The organism is Kribbella sp. NPDC051587, from assembly GCF_044453945.1.
Lineage (GTDB): Bacteria > Actinomycetota > Actinomycetes > Propionibacteriales > Kribbellaceae > Kribbella.
Genome location: NZ_JBITDE010000014.1, coordinates 43604 through 59047, shown reverse-complemented (window position 1 = coordinate 59047; position 15444 = coordinate 43604). Strand labels below are relative to the sequence as shown.

Sequence of the window (15444 nt, the reverse complement as noted above, 5' to 3'; positions counted from 1 at the left end):
TGGCCGGTGATCAGCGATGATCATCGGCCACCACGCCGAGCACGGTGTTCGCATATCTGGTCCGCCGGGTGATCGGAGCAGTAATCCTGCTCTTCATCGTCACGGCCGTGACGTTCGCGATCTTCTTTCTCGTTCCCAAGCTCGGCGGCGCGACCGCCGACGACCTGGCGTCCCGCTATGTCGGCAAGAGCGCGGGGGCGGCGCAGATCCACGAGACGGCGGTCCGGCTCGGCTTCACCGATCCGCTCTACGAGCAGTACGGCCGCTTCGCCAAGGGCCTGTTCGTCGGGCAGGACTACAACTACGGCCCGGCGACCGAGCACTGCCCGGCTCCGTGCTTCGGGTACTCGTTCCTGACCCAGCAGCCGGTCTGGCCGGACCTGGTGGCGCGATTACCTGTCACCGCCTCGCTGGCGGGTGGTGCGGCCTTCATCTGGCTCATCACCGGCGTCGGTACCGGGGTCGTCTCCGCGCTGCGGCGCGGTTCGGTGCTGGACCGCTCGTTGATGACGGTGGCGCTGGCAGGTGTCTCGCTCCCGATCTTCTTCACCGGCCTGCTGTCCTTGTCGATCTTCAGTTACGGGCTCGGCTGGACAGTTCAGGGCGGTACCAACCCACTCGATGAAACGAACCCCGTCTGGTGGGCGTACGACCTCATCCTGCCCTGGGTGACGCTGGCCTTCCTGTACGCCGCGTCGTACGCACGGCTGACCCGGGCCGGCATGCTCGAGACGATGAACGAGGACTTCGTCCGGACGGCTCGGGCGAAGGGCCTGACCGAGCGGACCGTCGTCATGAAGCACGGGCTGCGCTCTGCACTGACTCCGATCCTGACGATCTTCGGTCTGGACCTCGGTCTGCTGATGGGTGGCGCGATCCTCACCGAGACGACGTTCTCGCTGCCCGGGATCGGCCAGTATGCCGTCATCGCACTGCGGGCCAACGACCTGCCGAAGGTGCTCGGCGTCACCCTGATCGCCGCGTTCTTCATCGTGCTGGCGAACCTGATCGTTGACCTCCTGTACGCCGTCGTCGACCCGAGGGTGCGCATCTCGTGACCGAAACCCAAGACACCACAGTCCAGCGGATTCCCCGCGGCGAGGCCTTCCTCGACGTCCGGGATCTGAAGGTGCACTTCCCGACCGACGACGGAGTGGTCAAGTCGGTCGACGGGATTTCGTTCCAGCTCGAGCGGGGCAAGACCCTCGGCATCGTGGGGGAGTCCGGCTCCGGCAAGAGCGTGACCAGCCTGTCGATCATGGGCCTGCACGCCCGTGGCGGCGCCCGGATCACCGGGGAGATCTTCCTCGACGGTCAGGAGTTGGTCTCGTCGACGCCGGAGGAGGTCCGGCTGCTCCGCGGCAAGCGGATGGCGATGATCTTCCAGGACCCGCTGTCGGCGATGCACCCCTTCTACACAGTCGGAGCGCAGATCGTCGAGGCCTACCGGGTGCACAACCAGGTGACCAAGAAGGTCGCCCGCAAGCACGCGATCGACATGCTCGACCGGGTCGGTATCCCGCAGCCCGACAAGCGCGTGGACTCCTACCCGCACCAGTTCTCCGGCGGTATGCGGCAGCGCGCGATGATCGCGATGGCGCTGTCGTGTGACCCCGACCTGCTGATCGCCGACGAGCCGACCACCGCGCTCGACGTGACCGTGCAGGCGCAGATCCTGGACCTGATCCGGGACCTGCAGCGCGAGTTCAACTCCGCCGTCATCATCATCACCCACGACCTCGGCGTGGTGGCCGAGCTGGCCGACGACATCCAGGTGATGTACGCCGGTCGCGCGATCGAGTACGGCACCGCCGAGGACATCTTCGACAGCCCACAGCACCCCTACACCTGGGGTCTGCTCGGCTCGATGCCGCGGATCGACCGGGAGCGCACCGAGCGGCTGATCCCGATCAAGGGCACGCCGCCCAGCCTGATCAACGTGCCGAAGGGCTGCGCCTTCAACCCGCGCTGCAACTACGCGCACCTGAACGGCGGCGCGAGCGAGACCGACCGGCCCGAGCTGCTCGACATCGGCGCCGGTCACAAGGTCGCCTGCCATCTCTCCCCGGCCGAGCGCAAGCACGCGTGGGAGACCGACATCAAGCCGAAGCTGTGAACGGGACGACACTGTGAGCATTGAAGAAGTTGAAACCACCGCCGTCCCGGGCGTGATCGAGCCTGCCATGGGCGAAGAGCTGCTGTCGGTCGACGGCCTGGTCAAGCACTTCCCGATCCGCAAGGGCCTGCTGCAGCGGCAGGCCGGCGCGGTGCAGGCGGTCGACGGCCTGACCTTCAACGTCACCCGTGGCGAGACCTTGTCGCTGGTGGGCGAGTCCGGTTGTGGCAAGACCACGACCGGACGGCTGCTGACCCGGCTCCTGGAGCCGACCGCGGGCAAGATCGTCTTCGAGGGCCGTGACATCAGCCACCTCAGCGAAGGCAAGATGCGGCCGCTGCGCCGCGACGTACAGATGATCTTCCAGGACCCGTACGGTTCGCTGAACCCGCGGCACACCGTCGGCAAGATCGTCGGAGCGCCGTACCGGCTGCAGAACGTGAAGACCGAGCACGGCGTGAAGCGTGCCGTGCAGGAGCTGCTCGAGCTCGTTGGTCTGAGCCCGGAGCACTACAACCGCTACCCGCACGAGTTCTCCGGCGGTCAGCGGCAGCGCATCGGGATCGCCCGGACCTTGGCGCTCCGGCCGAAGCTGATCGTCGCCGACGAGCCGGTGTCGGCTCTGGACGTGTCGATCCAGGCCCAGGTCGTCAACTTGCTCGAGGACCTGCAGAAAGAGTTCGACCTCACCTATGTGATGATCGCGCACGACCTCTCGGTCGTCCGCCACGTGTCGGACCGGGTCGCGGTCATGTACCTGGGCAAGATCGTCGAGATCGCCGACCGCGTCAGCCTCTACGAGAAGCCGATGCACCCCTACACGGTCGCGCTGTTGTCGGCGGTTCCGGTCCCGGACACCACGCGCAAGGGCAACGTCAAGCGCATCCGCCTCGAAGGCGACGTGCCGAGCCCGATCAACCCGCCGCCCGCGTGCCGCTTCCACACCCGCTGCTGGAAAGCACAGGAGATCTGCAAGACCCAAGAGCCGCCGCTGCTCCAACTGGCTCCCGGTCACCAGGCCGCCTGCCACTTCCCGGAAAATCAGCCAGGCGAGGCCTCAACCACCCCCGCCGCCACCGCCCAAGACAAGTAGTTCGCCAACCAGCGCCTGACAAAACCGTCAGGCGCTGGTTTCGTTTCTGACCTTCTTCAGCAAGTCCTGTGCTTGTTCGGCTCTGGCTGAGTCCCGCTGCCGGTAGTAGGCCAGCGCGGATTCGAGGTTGATGATTGCCTCGTCGTCGTCGCGGATACCCAGTAGCAGCTCTCCTAGGAGCAGCCGCAGCTGAGCCTCTCGACGCGGATCCCTGACATCGACTGCGATGTCCAGCGCAAGCTCCGTCTGCTCGATGCCGGACGCGTAGTCCGTCATCTGCAGGTAAGTCAGGCCGAGGACCCAGTGGGCGTCGCAGGCGAACTTGCGCAGTCCCAGCTGCTGGAGCTCGGCGAGGGATTGATGGAGATCATGCAGGGCCGCTTCCGGGCGGCCGGCGCGGGTCCGGGCCCAGGCGCCTTCGAGCCTCAGATTTGCCGCGCCACCCAGGTCGCCGGCTTCTGCGAACAGGTCGAGGCCGACAGCGACGGCCGTCTCGACGGCATCCCAACGGCCGAGCTCGGTGTTGATCTCGGCGATGGTGTTGTAACTCGCAGCCAAAGCCCGCTTCACGCCGAGCTGCCGGTTGATGGCGACCGCTCGCTCGGCGACTGGGAGTGCCTCCTGGTAGCGGTGCAGCCGAACGAGAACCCGGGCTTTGTTGTTCGTCGTCAACGAGACGCCTCGCAGGTTGCCGATTTCCTCGAAGGCCTGCCTGGCGAGATCGAGGCGCTCCACAGCTTGTTCGAATCGGGCGAGTGAGGCCAGTGCGATACCTGCGTCAGCGTGAAGTTGTGCGTACGTCCAACGCTCTAGGTTGCCGCCGGCAACGAGATCGATCGCCGGCAGCCAATCGTTGAGATTCCCGCGCGCCACGAAGTAGGTGTAGAGCGGAATGACCATTCCCGCTGTCTGCTCGTCGCGGCCGGCGAGACGTACCGACTGCGCGATGATCGCAAGGTAGTTGACGAGCTCGCCGTCGATCCATAGCAGCGCTGCGTCAGAGCTGTCGAGGAGTGGAAATTGGGGAGCAGAAGGGCGCCCCGGCCAGGTGTTGCGTGACGCCTTCGGGTCGGCGAGGTCGCACACCCGCCAGGCGGCGGCTAGGTAGAAGGCCAGGGAACGGTCGAAGGCGGCATCGCGCTCAGGCTCTGGAAGCCGCTCGGCTAGTTCGTGGGCGTAGGTGCGAACGAGGTCGTGGAACTGGTATCGGCCTGGAGCGTGGGACTCGACGAGGTGGAGGTCGGTGAGGTGTTCGAGAACTTCGCTGGCCGTCCGCGGCGTGGTGTCGAGGAGGGCCGCGGTGGATTCGGCGGTGAAGTCCTCGGCGGCGGTCAGGCCGAGGAGGGTGAAGGTGTGGGCGGCGTCGTGGTCTCGGGGGCGGGGGCTGCTGGTGAGTTGGTCGACGGACAGCGCGAGGCTGGCGCGGACGTCGCGGTCGTCGACGCCGAGTAGGTCGAGGCGGCGGGTTTCGTCGGTCAGCCGGCGGACCAGGTCCGCCGCGGATGTCTCTGGGTGGCGGAGGAGCCAGGCGCCCGCGACGGAGAGCGCCAGCGGGAGGTGACCGCAGAGGTCAGCGATCTGGTCTGCCGAGTCGCCGAGGCACTCGGAGCCGGCGGCGGTCGTGAGGAGCTCGACTGACTCCTTGGACGGCATCGGCTCGAGTTGGAGGTGCAGTCGGGCGGGCAGCGTCGTCAGCGTGTTGCGGCTGGTGATGAGTACGGCCGACCCGCTGGTGCTGGGGATGAGGTCGGTGACCTGAGCAACATCACGGGCGTTGTCGAGCAGCAGAAGGACTTTGCGGTTCGCGAGTCGAGTGCGCAGGGCCGCGATCGCGTCGGCTTGATCGGAAGGCACCGACTCAGCCGGTACGCCGGTTGCCCGGAGCAGGTGACCGACCACCTGCAGCGGACTGAGCGGCGTACTGGTGCCGAAGCCGCGGAGGTTCACGGACAGGATGCCGTCGGGGTAGGCCGCACGGCACGCGCTGGCGGCTTCGACCGTGAGGGCGGTCTTGCCTACACCGGCCATTCCGCGCACCGTGACGACGACAGTCGCGCCGGCCTGTGTCTCGCTGGCCGTCAATGCTCGCTTGAGTTGGTCTAGATCTTCAACGCGTCCACTGAACGCTGCCCTCGTTGTCGGAAGCTGGTCGACCACCACCCAAGGCGAGCCACTGGCCTCCGGGCCGGTCTCGGCGTCGGTGGGTGTACCGCGGGATGCGAGGCGCTTGAAGCGTGCGCGTTCCTCCGGGGTGAGGTTGAGAGCTAGGTGGAGCTTGTCGAGAGTGGTGAGATGCGGATATTTGCGGACACCTCGCTCCAGCAGGCCGATCGCCTGCCCACTCAGACCGGCACGCGTTGCCAGCGCCTCCTGGCTGAGTCCTCGGGCACGCCGGGCCTTCAGGAGTGCGGCGGCAAAGGTTTCCTCCACGGACCCGATTGTGCCAGGAGGCTCCGGTCTCAGGCGCTGGTCTCGTTCCGGATCTTCTGGAGCAGGGCTTCGGTGTCGGTGGCTTTGCCGGGGTGGTGGCGGCGGTAGAAGGTGAGGGCGAACTCTAGGTTGGCTACGGCGTCGTCGCGGTCGCCGATCTCGTTGAGCAGTTCGCCGAGCAGGACGCGGACCTGGGCTTCGCGGCGGGGGTCGTTGACGTCGAGGGCGATCTCCAGGGCTGACTCGGCATGCTCGATGGCGGACTCGTAGTCGGCCAGTTGGAGGTAGGTCATGCCGAGGACCCAATGGGCGTCACAGGTGTTCTTGCGCAGACCGAGTTGGTCGAGCTCGGACAGGGATTGCAGCAGGTCTGGGAGGGCCGTGTCGGGATGGCCGGAACGGGCTCGGGCCCAGGCTCCTTCGATTCTGATGTTGGCGACGCCGCCTCGGTCGTCGGCCCGTGCGTAGTGCTCGATGCCGGCCGCTACGTCGGCCTCGACTGCTGCCCAGTCACCGAGCTCGGTGTGCAGCTCGGCCATGGTGTTGTAGGTGGCGGCCATCGCGCGCTCGTTGCCGAGCTGCTGGTTGATGACCAAGGCGGATTCGACGAGCGGCAGTGCTTCGGCGTACCGGCGCATGCGGACGAGCAGGCGGGCCATGTTGTTGGTGGTCATCGAGACGCCGCGCAGGTTGCCGATGGCCTCGAACTCGTCCCGAGCCAGACCGAATCGCTCCGCCGACTCTTCGTAGCGCGCGAGCTCGGCCAGCGCGATGGCCGCGTCGGCGTGGAGTTGGGCTGCTGTCCAGCCGGCGATCGCGCCACCGACCACAGCGTCGATGGCGGGCAGCCAGTCGATCAGGTTCCCGCGCGCGACGAAGTAGCTGTACAGGCCGACGACCAGGCCGGCCGCCATCTCGTCGCGGCCGCCGAGCCGGGTGGTCTGCTCGATGATCGCGAGATAGTTGGCGAGCTCGGTGTCGATCCAGTTCAGTCCGTCTTCGGTGGTCGCGAAGGCTGGGAAGGCCGGGGCGGGAGGGCGGCCGGCCCACGCCGTTCGCGACGCCTTCGGATCCGCGAGCGCGGCTGTACGCCACGCGACGGCCAGGTAGAAGTCGAGGAGGCGGTCAAGGGCCGCCGTACGTTCTGCTTCGGGGATTCGCTGGGCGTGCTCGTTGGCGAACGTCCGGACGAGGTCGTGGAAGTGGTAGCGGCCGGGCGTGGGGGACTCGAGCAGGTGGAGGTCGGTGAGGTGTTCGAGGAGGTCGCCGGCCCGGGCGCGGCTGGAGCCGAGGAGGGCGGCGACTGACTCAGCGGTGAAGTCTCCGATGGCAGTCAGGCCGAGGAGCGTGAAAGCGGCGGCCGCCTCGTGGTCGCGCGGCCGCGGGCTGTTGGTCAGGTGGTCGACCGACAACGACAGGCTGGCCCGTACGTCGAGATCGTCGACACCGAGGAGATCAAGCCGCCGGGTCTCGTCCTCCAACCGCCGTACCAGCTCGGCCGCGGACGTGTCCGGGCGGCGCAACAGCCAGGCACCAGCAACTGAAAGAGCGAGCGGAAGACGCCCGCACAGCTCGGCGATGCGCGCGGCCGAATCGCCGAGCCGGTCGCGGCCGGCGCCGTTGGCGAGGAGCTGGACGGCGTCGCTGACCGGCATCGGTTCAAGCTGAATGTGCAGGCGGGCCGGCAGAGTCGTCAGTGTGTTGCGGCTGGTGATGAGCACGGCCGAGCCACTCGCGCTCGGGATCAGGTCGGTGACGTGGGCAACGTCTCGCGCATTGTCGAGCAGCAACAACACGCGCCGATTCGCCAACCGCGTCCGCAACGCTGCGACCGCATCCGCCTGATCGCCGGGCACCGCCTCAGCCGGTACGCCGGTAGACCGGAGCAGCTGCCCGATCACCTGCACCGGAGTGAGCGGCGTACCGGAACCGAAGCCGCGCAGGTTCACGGACAGTACGCCGTCCGGGTATGTCGCCCGGCACGCTTCGGCGGTCTCGACCGCGAGTGAGGTCTTGCCCACCCCGGCCATGCCACGCACGGTCACCACAACCGCCGACCCAGCCTGTGAGGCAGTAGTCGTCAACGCCTCGCGAAGCTCGTCGAGATGCTGCGTCCGCCCCGTAAACGCTGTCCGGCACAGGGGCAATTGGTCTACAACAACCCACGCCGCCCCAGCCTCCGCCGAGCTGGCCTGCTCACTCGCCGCACCGCGGGCCGCCAGCCGCTTGAACCGCTCCCGCTCCTCCGCGGTGAGCGAGAGCGCCCGGTCCAGCTTGTCCACGGTCATCAGATGCGGGAACCGCCGCACCCCACGCTCCAGCAGGCCGATCGCCTTGGTGCTGAGCTCCGCCCGCTCGGCCAGCGCCTCCTGACTCAACCCACGAGACAGCCGGGCAAGCCGAAGTACGGCGGCGAACGTCTCCTCCACGCCCCCGATTGTGCCAGCAACACAGGCCGAAGTAGACCAGAACTCCAAGACGCTTCAGCCGAGACAGAAAGGATTGTGAGGCCGGGGTGGGTGCCTGAGGATCTGGGCAACCGCCCCGAGGAGGAATTGTGATGCGTGGAGTGTTGCGTGCTGTGCCGGTTGCGTTGGTCAGTTCGGTGGTTGCGTTGGGATTGAGCTCGCCGGGGGAGTCGGCGTCTCCGACTGTTGCGGTGCCGGTGGTGCGGGCCGCGCCGACGAAGGTGATGGCCATCGGTGACTCGATCACTGCGGGGGCTGACGCCGCGCAGGGTGGGTATCGGACGGACCTCTGGCAGCTGTTGCGGGCGGACGGCCGGCCGGTCGACTTCGTCGGGTCGATGAGCAGTGGGTCGGCGGCTCTGGCGGACAAGGACAACGAGGGGCACGGCGGCTGGACCATCGAGATGATCCAGGGCAGCGTCGTCGGCTGGCTGAACACGTATCAGCCGGACGTGGTGACGTTGATGATCGGGACCAACGACATGCCTACGGATGCGGCCTCCGGGGCTGCACCGGGGCGGTTGTCGGCGTTGCTGGACACGATCGCGCAGACGTTGCCGAACACGCAGACGTTCGTGAGCAGCATTCCGCCGATCAACGACGAACTGAAGAACGCGCATGTGGAGGCGTTCAACGCGACGATCCCGGCGATGGTCGCGACCAAGGCCGCCGCGGGGACGAAGGTGACGTTCGTGGACACGAACCCGGCGTTCTCGAATCCGTTCGACATGGCGGACGCACTGCATCCGACGTACGGCGCGCTGTCGAAGGCGGCCGGGATCTGGTACGGCGCTCTGACCGGGCAGCCGCTGGTGCGGCTGGAGGCCGAGGAGGCGGCGAACGCGACCCTCACGCATGTCCAGACCGGACGGATCACGTCGGCGTCGGGTGGCGGTAAGGCGCGGTACATCGACTTCCCGGACAGCGTGGTGGCGTTCAACTTCCAGGTTCCGACGGCCGGCACCTACCGGATCCGGGCCCGCGGCGCGAACGGGAGCGGGACGAACTGCAGCCACCAGGTCGCGGCCAACGGGGGAGCGGCTGCACCGGTGGTCTATCCGTCGTACAGCTGGGATCTGCTGTCGGTGGCTGCGATCGACCTACAACTGAAGGCCGGGCAGAACGTGGTCCGGTTCAGCAAGGGCGACTGCTACACCGAGCTGGACGCCATCGACGTCAGCCCGGTGCCCACCGCCTGACCTTGCGGTCGCCGGCTTACTGGGTGAAGCAGAACCCTTGCGCACCCACGCTCCAGCACTGGATCTGTTTGGTGGTGGTCTTGCTCAGACCCGCTCGGTCGGTGACCTTCAGCTCGGCGGTGTAGGTCTTCTGGGTGTTGGGGTAGGTGTTGGATGCTGTGGCGCCTGTCCCGGTCTTGCCGTCGCCGAAGTTCCACGCGTACGACGCGATGTCGTTGTCGGGATCGGTTGAACCCGTGCCGTTGAAGCTGCAGACCGCCCACTGACACTGGACAGTGAAGGAGGCGCGAGGCGGCTGACCGGCCGGGGGTGCGCCGGCCTGCACCTGCTTGGTGGTCGAGCCGGTCTTGCCGGCGGTGTCGGTGACGGTGAGCTTCACGGTGTACGACCCGGCCGTCGCGTAGGTGTGCGAGGGCGTAGCGCCGGTACCGGTCTGGCTGTCACCGGACTCCCACGCGTACGACGCGATCGACGGGCTGGATGCGGAGCCGTCGAACGAGCACGTCAGCGAGTTCGCGCAGTTCGCGGTGAAGGAGGCGGTCGGGGCGTCCGGGTCGCTGTACTTCTTGATGGTCTCGTTGGCCCAGTCACCCATGACGCCGGTGAGCTTGCCCCAGGCACCGTAGCTGCCGCAGCCGGTCTTGACCCAGGAGGCGACACCGACGATCACACCGTCGACGAGCATGGGGCCGCCGCTGTCACCTTGGCAGATGCCGTCGTGGCCGTCGGCGTAACCGCCGCAGATCATGTAGGCGTCGTTGAAGGAACCGAACGAGCCGCAGGTGTCGCGGCCGTCCACGAGCGGGAAGTTCTCGACCTTCTTCAGGTGGCCGAACTCGTTCTCGCCGTCGCGCACGCGACCGTAGCCGAGCAGCAAGGCCTTCTTGCCCGGGTCGTCCAAGGTGGTGTCAGTGGAGTCGGCGACCCGCGGGTACTTGTAGCCGGCCGGGACCGGGATGTCGGTCTCGGTGACGACGATACCGACGTCCCAGCCTTGCTGCCAGCCGTTCGGGGGCTGGTAGTTCGGGTGCTGCAGGTACTCCTTGACCGCGAGCTTGGTGCCGCCGGGCTTGGTGAGGTCGTCCGAGCCGTACAGCATCGTCTTCGCGCCGTCGCCGTTCTTGCAGTGCGCGGCGGTGACGATCACGCGGCGTGCCACGACGGCCGACGTACAGGTCTGGCCCTGGGGTCGGGTGCCGCCTTCGCGGAGCATCGCGATGACGAAGGGGTAGTCGGCGACGGAGGCCTGCTGGCCGCCGATGATCTGGGTGGTCGGCGGGTTCTGGTTCGGCGGAGTCGCGTCGTGCGACGGTGGCGCGGCGTGCGCGAGTCCGGGGCTGAAGGCGATCAGTGCGGTGAGGGCTGCCAGTAGTCGTCTCATGACCGCAGGATCACCAGCGACCGGAGTGCGAACAATCCGCGCAGGGGTCCGTAGGGGTACGCATCTATTACTACCTATCCCACTACGGATTGTTCCGCGCGGGGCTCAGCTCGACAGTGGCTGCAGATCCGAAGGAGGAACCATGCGAGGAAAGTCCATTGGGCTGTTCGTCAGCACCCTGGCCTTGATGGTGTCCGGTGCCGGCACTGTCCAGGCAGCGCCGACCGGCACCGTGCTGAACGCCGGTGCGCCCGACACCGTCCCCGGTCTGTACATCGTCGGCCTGTACGGCGGGACGTCGCTCGCCCCGGCCGCGATGCCGACGGTCAGCGCGGAGGCCGGCGTACTGGCTGACCGGTACGGCGGCACGGTCCGCAACGTGTATTCGGCGGCGCTGCGGGGCTTTGCCGTGAAGATGTCGGACGGGCAGGCGCGCCGGCTCGCGGCCGATCCGAAGGTCGAGTTCGTCCAGCAGTCGTTGTGGGTGCACCGGGCCGATGCCAGGAGCAACGCGTACGGCGCCAGTGTGGCGAGCATCGCTCGCAGCCTCGCGACACCGACCGCCGGGGAGCAGCCGAACCCGCCGTCCTGGGGTCTTGATCGCATCGACGGGGTCAAGGACAACGTCTACAAGTACCCGAACACCGGCACCGGCGTCACCGTCTACAACACCGACTCCGAGCTGAACACCGACCACGTCGCGTTCGAGGGCCGGGCCAGGTCCGGGTACGACTTCGTCGACGAGGACGCGAACGTCAACGAGTGCAAGAGCCCGACCGACCAGGGCCACGGCACGCACACCTCCGGTACGTCGAGCAGCGAGACGTACGGGGTGGCCAAGGACGTCACCGTGATCGGCGTGAAGGTCCTCGGCTGTGACGGGAACGCCCCTGACGCGGACTCGATCCAGGGCGTCGACTGGGTGACCCAGAACGCGGTCAAGCCCGCCGTGGCCAACGCCAGCTGGACCTCCGGCGGCGACAACGCCGATCCCGAGGGCGTCAACCGGGCCGTCAAGGCATCGATCGCTTCCGGCGTCGTCTGGGCAGTTGCTGCTGGCAACGACAACGGCGGCAGTGCCTGTACGCCGAGCCCGGCCAAGGTGCCGGAGGCAATCACTGTCGCGTCGACCGACTCCAACGACAGTCGGTCGAGCTTCTCCAACATCGGGTCCTGCGTGGACATCTTCGCGCCCGGCGGCAACATCACCTCGGCGAGCAACTCGAACAACAACGGCAGCAAGGGCATGTCCGGTACGTCGATGGCCGCGCCGCACGTGACCGGAGCAGCCGCTCTGTACCTGTCAGCGAATCCGAGTGCGACGCCGCAGCAGGTTCGGGACGCGCTGGTGAACATGGCGCAGGAAGGCAAGGTGCAGAACCCGGGCGCCGGTTCGCCGAACAAGCTGCTCGACGTCAGCAAGATCGGTGGCGGTCAGCCGAGTGGCCCGGCGGCCTCCTTCACGGCGAACTGCTCGAATTCCCTGACGTGCTCGTTCGATGGCTCCGCGTCCAGTCCGTCGATCGCGTCGTACGCGTGGGACTTCGGTGACAGCCAGACCGGTACCGGCGCTACACCCTCGCACACCTACGCGACGGCTGGCAGTTTCACCGTCAAGCTGACGGTGACCGACACCGCCGGGAAGACCGGTAACACCACGAAGCAGGTGCAGGCTGGTGCGCCGCCGGCGGGTCAGCCACCGAAGGCGTCGTTCACGGTGCAGTGTCAGTGGGCGGTGTGCAGCTTCAACGGCACTGGTTCAACCGATCCCGACAACGACATCGCGTCGTACGCGTGGAACTTCGGCGACGGCAAGACCGGGACCGGGGTCACCACTTCCAACACCTACCCCAACACCCAGAAGACCTACATGGCGGAGTTGAAGGTGACCGACCGAGCGGGTCTGAGCAACACCACGACCAAGCAGATCCAGTGCTGGGGCGTGGGTGCGCAAGGGTTCTGCTTCACCCAGTAACGCGGCCTAGCTCGGCGCGGGAGACCGCGCCGAGCTTGCGCAGCACCTTCGCGACGTGTTGTTCGACCGTGCGAGGGGAGAGGAACAGCACCTCGGCGATCTCGCGGTTGGTCAGTCCCTGCGAGACGAGCCGGGCCACATCCTGCTCCCGCGGTGACAGTTCCAGCCCGTAGCCCCGGCGGCCGCGACGGGATGGGGCGGGTGTGCCGCGGGAGCGCAGGTCGTAGCGGCAGCGCGCCGCATCACGAGTCGCACCCAGTACGTCGTACCAGTCGGCCAGTGCGGGCAGGTCCCGCGTATCGGCTCGTTCGGAGGCGAGTGCGGCGAGGTAGACCGCATCCAGAGCGCGGTAGGCGGCCTCGGCGTCGCGGTAATGTGCCCGGCCGTCGTCGCTGAGCTCGCCACGGCACGACGAGAGCGCCGCATGGGCCAGCGGCGCGTCCCGACCGGCGATCCCGGTCGCGAACTCCTCGACGAGGGCGACGGCTTCATGAGCGCGACCGGTGGCGAGGAAGGTGCTCACGGCAACGGGTGCGAGATCGGCGGCCCAGACCCAGATGCCCTTGTGGCGCACGAGTTGCAGGCCATGCTCGACGTTGGCCGAGGCGGCGACCAGGTCGTCCTGCGCGAGCCACATCCGGGCGAGCCCGGCGAAGCCGCCGATGGCGATCGGGGTGATCGAGTCCTGGGGGCTGTCGACGCCGGTGCGGCCGAGATACTCGGCGGCGGCCGGCCATTCGCCGCGGGTGATCGCCAGGAAGCCGAGGATCAGGCAGAGTTCGCTTGCTACCGGCAACAAGTCGCGGTACTCGGCGAGCAGGCGGGTGGCGCGTTCGGCCAGGCCGGACCAGTTCCCGGTGTACCAGTCGAGCCGGACCTCCGTGGACCGCGCGGTGCTGACCACGAAGGGGCTGCCGGCCTCCGCAGCGAGCCGGACCCCGCTGGTCAGGAAGTCACGGGCCTTGCCGAAGTGGCCGATCGTCGTACAGGAGTCGGCGAGGTTGCAACGGGTGCGGGCGAGCTGGCGGCGTTCGGCTGGTGACTCGACGGTCGCGGGGAGGGTGGACAACTTGGACAGTACGTCGGGTTCGCCGATCGCGAGCCGGGAGCCGAGCACGTTGGCCAGCAACGACATCCGGACCTCGAGGTTGTCGCAGCCGGCCAGGTACTCCTCGACTCGTTCCAGCCACGGGAGTTGTTCGGCCAAAGGAGTGTCGCCGATGAACGTCGTACCGAGCAGGGCTGCCCCGCGGGCGGCGAGGTCGGGGCGCTCGGCGAGTTCGTCGACGGCCTGTCCGATCGTCACACGAGCCTCGGCGATCCGGCCGCCGTTCTGGCGGACCATGAGTCGGCCGAGCAGCAGCCGGACTTCGCCACGGGCCGCGGTCGACAGGCGGTGGTCGCTCAGGACGCGCTCGAGGGTGGTGACCGGATCGTGCTGATCGAGGCCGGCGTACGCGACCGATCCGAGTTTGGTGGCGAGCCGGTCGACCTCGCTGGTCGGCAGGTCGGGTTCGGCGAGCAACTGCTGGAGCAGGCCGGTGGCGACGGCCGGGTCGCCGACTTCGGTGGCGCGGTCGGCGGCCTCCTCGCCGTACCGGAGCCAGTCGGTACGGCGGCCTGCGCGGCGACTGTGTTCAGCGAGCTGCACAAGTGGTGGTGGCTCGGTGTCGCGCAGGGCGGCGATCGCGCTCAGGTGCAGCTGGCGGCGGGCCGGTCCTTCGAGCGAGTCGTACACGGCCTGTTGGGCGAGCACATGGCGGAAACCGTATTGGTTCGGCCGGGTCTCATGCAGTACGCCGGCGCGAGCGAGCTGGATGAGGGCCAGCTCGGCGTGCTCAGGATCGATGGCGGCGACGACCGACAGCTGCTCAACCCCAGCCGGTACGCCGAGGACCGCGGCGGCGTGGACGACGCGGTGTGCGAGTTCGGGAAGCCCGGCGAGGCGGTCGGCGAACGCGTCGCGCAGCAGCACCGGGACCTCGACCTCGTCGGGGAGTCGGCCGGCCGTGCCGTGGAGCGAGCGCAGCAGCTCCTCGACCACGAAGGGAATTCCCGCGGTCCGGTCGTGCAGGCGGTCGGCGAACTCTTCACTGACCGGCTCGTGTTCCAGGATGGCGGTCGCCAGGACCCGTACGGCGTCGACGTCGAGTGGGCGGAGTTGGAGCAGGATCCCGGCCACGTGGTCAGGCGGTCGGTACGCCGTACCGAGGGGGAGGTGACCGGCGAGATCCTCGCGGCGGTAGGTGATCACGACCGACAGGTTGGGCGGCGGGTCGGCCATCAGGAAGCGCAGCAGTTGGCGGGTACCGTCGTCGGCCCATTGCAGGTCTTCGACGACCAGTACGGCGGGGCCGATCGCGGCGAGGACTTCACGGGTTGCGCGCAGCGTGCGGTGCCGCTCGGCGTGGGGGTCGCCGATGGGTTCGGGCTGGGGAGGCAGCAGGTCGGCCAGTTCGGGCAGGAGTGGGCGCAGTGCTCCGGCGACCGGACTGATGGTGTGGAGCTTGGTGCCGGCCAGGGACCGCAGTGCCTCGATGACTGCGCCGTACGGGAAGGGTTCGCGCAGGTGCTGGCAGTGGCCGACGAGGACCTTGAGCCGGGCCAGCTCGGGGTGGGCGAGCAGTTCGTCCACCAGGCGGGTCTTGCCGATCCCGGCTTCGCCTTCGATCATGACGACCGTCGAGCGGCGGGGCACGGTCGAGACCAGGACCTGCAGCTCTTCGCTCCGGCCGACGAGAACGGGGGAGCTCGTGCGCAGCAGATTGCGATGAGGCATGGT

At 67.9% G+C, this 15444-nt stretch carries 9 protein-coding genes; 5 read left to right on the top strand and 4 right to left on the bottom strand.

Going from position 1 to position 15444, the window contains the following annotated elements:
- The first annotated feature begins 44 nt into the window (after positions 1 to 44).
- The 3 genes from ACIA49_RS35015 to ACIA49_RS35005 all read left to right on the top strand — a co-directional run bounded on the left by ACIA49_RS35015 (position 45) and on the right by ACIA49_RS35005 (position 3209).
- On the top strand, positions 45 to 1058 hold the full coding sequence (locus tag ACIA49_RS35015) for an ABC transporter permease (protein ID WP_396382450.1): 1014 nt from the start codon (positions 45 to 47) through the stop codon (positions 1056 to 1058).
- The gene (locus ACIA49_RS35010) at positions 1055 to 2116 is read left to right on the top strand and encodes an ABC transporter ATP-binding protein (protein WP_396382448.1); all 1062 of its coding nucleotides are present in this window, start codon (positions 1055 to 1057) and stop codon (positions 2114 to 2116) included. The genes ACIA49_RS35015 and ACIA49_RS35010 overlap by 4 nt, the downstream gene beginning before the upstream one ends.
- A 67-nt stretch (positions 2117 to 2183) precedes the next feature.
- Complete coding sequence (locus tag ACIA49_RS35005) at positions 2184 to 3209, top strand: ABC transporter ATP-binding protein (RefSeq protein WP_396382658.1); 1026 nt, start codon at positions 2184 to 2186, stop codon at positions 3207 to 3209.
- A gap of 27 nt (positions 3210 to 3236) precedes the next feature.
- On the opposite strand, the gene ACIA49_RS35000 is transcribed toward ACIA49_RS35005, so the two are convergent.
- Both ACIA49_RS35000 and ACIA49_RS34995 read right to left on the bottom strand, forming a co-directional pair.
- Positions 3237 to 5639: a tetratricopeptide repeat protein gene (locus ACIA49_RS35000; RefSeq protein ID WP_396382447.1), complete on the bottom strand. Its 2403-nt coding sequence runs from the start codon at positions 5637 to 5639 to the stop codon at positions 3237 to 3239.
- Between the two features lie 29 nt (positions 5640 to 5668).
- Positions 5669 to 8068 (bottom strand): tetratricopeptide repeat protein, encoded by a 2400-nt coding sequence (locus tag ACIA49_RS34995; RefSeq protein WP_396382445.1) that lies wholly within the window; start codon positions 8066 to 8068, stop codon positions 5669 to 5671.
- Positions 8069 to 8199: 131 nt separating this feature from the next.
- On the opposite strand from ACIA49_RS34995, the gene ACIA49_RS34990 reads away from it, so the two are divergent.
- The gene (locus tag ACIA49_RS34990) at positions 8200 to 9306 is read left to right on the top strand and encodes a GDSL-type esterase/lipase family protein (RefSeq protein ID WP_396382443.1); all 1107 of its coding nucleotides are present in this window, start codon (positions 8200 to 8202) and stop codon (positions 9304 to 9306) included.
- Positions 9307 to 9322: 16 nt separating this feature from the next.
- Here the strand turns inward: ACIA49_RS34990 and ACIA49_RS34985 are convergent, their stop codons facing one another.
- A complete protein-coding gene (locus ACIA49_RS34985; RefSeq protein WP_396382442.1) occupies positions 9323 to 10687 on the bottom strand; it encodes a PKD domain-containing protein in 1365 nt (454 codons plus the stop codon).
- Between the two features lie 142 nt (positions 10688 to 10829).
- Between ACIA49_RS34985 and ACIA49_RS34980 the strand changes: the two genes are divergently transcribed.
- Positions 10830 to 12662, top strand: coding sequence for a S8 family serine peptidase (locus ACIA49_RS34980; protein ID WP_396382440.1), 1833 nt, complete (start codon positions 10830 to 10832; stop codon positions 12660 to 12662).
- On the opposite strand, the gene ACIA49_RS34975 is transcribed toward ACIA49_RS34980, so the two are convergent.
- Positions 12652 to 15441: an ATP-binding protein gene (locus ACIA49_RS34975; RefSeq protein ID WP_396382439.1), complete on the bottom strand. Its 2790-nt coding sequence runs from the start codon at positions 15439 to 15441 to the stop codon at positions 12652 to 12654. The two genes, ACIA49_RS34980 and ACIA49_RS34975, sit on opposite strands and share 11 nt — an antisense overlap.
- Positions 15442 to 15444: the final 3 nt, after the last annotated feature.

Bases quoted from the DNA above. Each gene is read 5' to 3' on its own strand.
- ACIA49_RS35005 (WP_396382658.1), top strand. From the start codon at position 2,184: ATGGGCGAAGAGCTGCTGTCGGTCGACGGCCTGGTCAAGCACTTCCCG.
- ACIA49_RS34990 (WP_396382443.1), top strand. From the start codon at position 8,200: ATGCGTGGAGTGTTGCGTGCTGTGCCGGTTGCGTTGGTCAGTTCGGTG.
- ACIA49_RS34985 (WP_396382442.1), bottom strand. From the start codon at position 10,687: ATGAGACGACTACTGGCAGCCCTCACCGCACTGATCGCCTTCAGCCCC.
- ACIA49_RS34980 (WP_396382440.1), top strand. From the start codon at position 10,830: ATGCGAGGAAAGTCCATTGGGCTGTTCGTCAGCACCCTGGCCTTGATG.
- ACIA49_RS34975 (WP_396382439.1), bottom strand. From the start codon at position 15,441: ATGCCTCATCGCAATCTGCTGCGCACGAGCTCCCCCGTTCTCGTCGGC.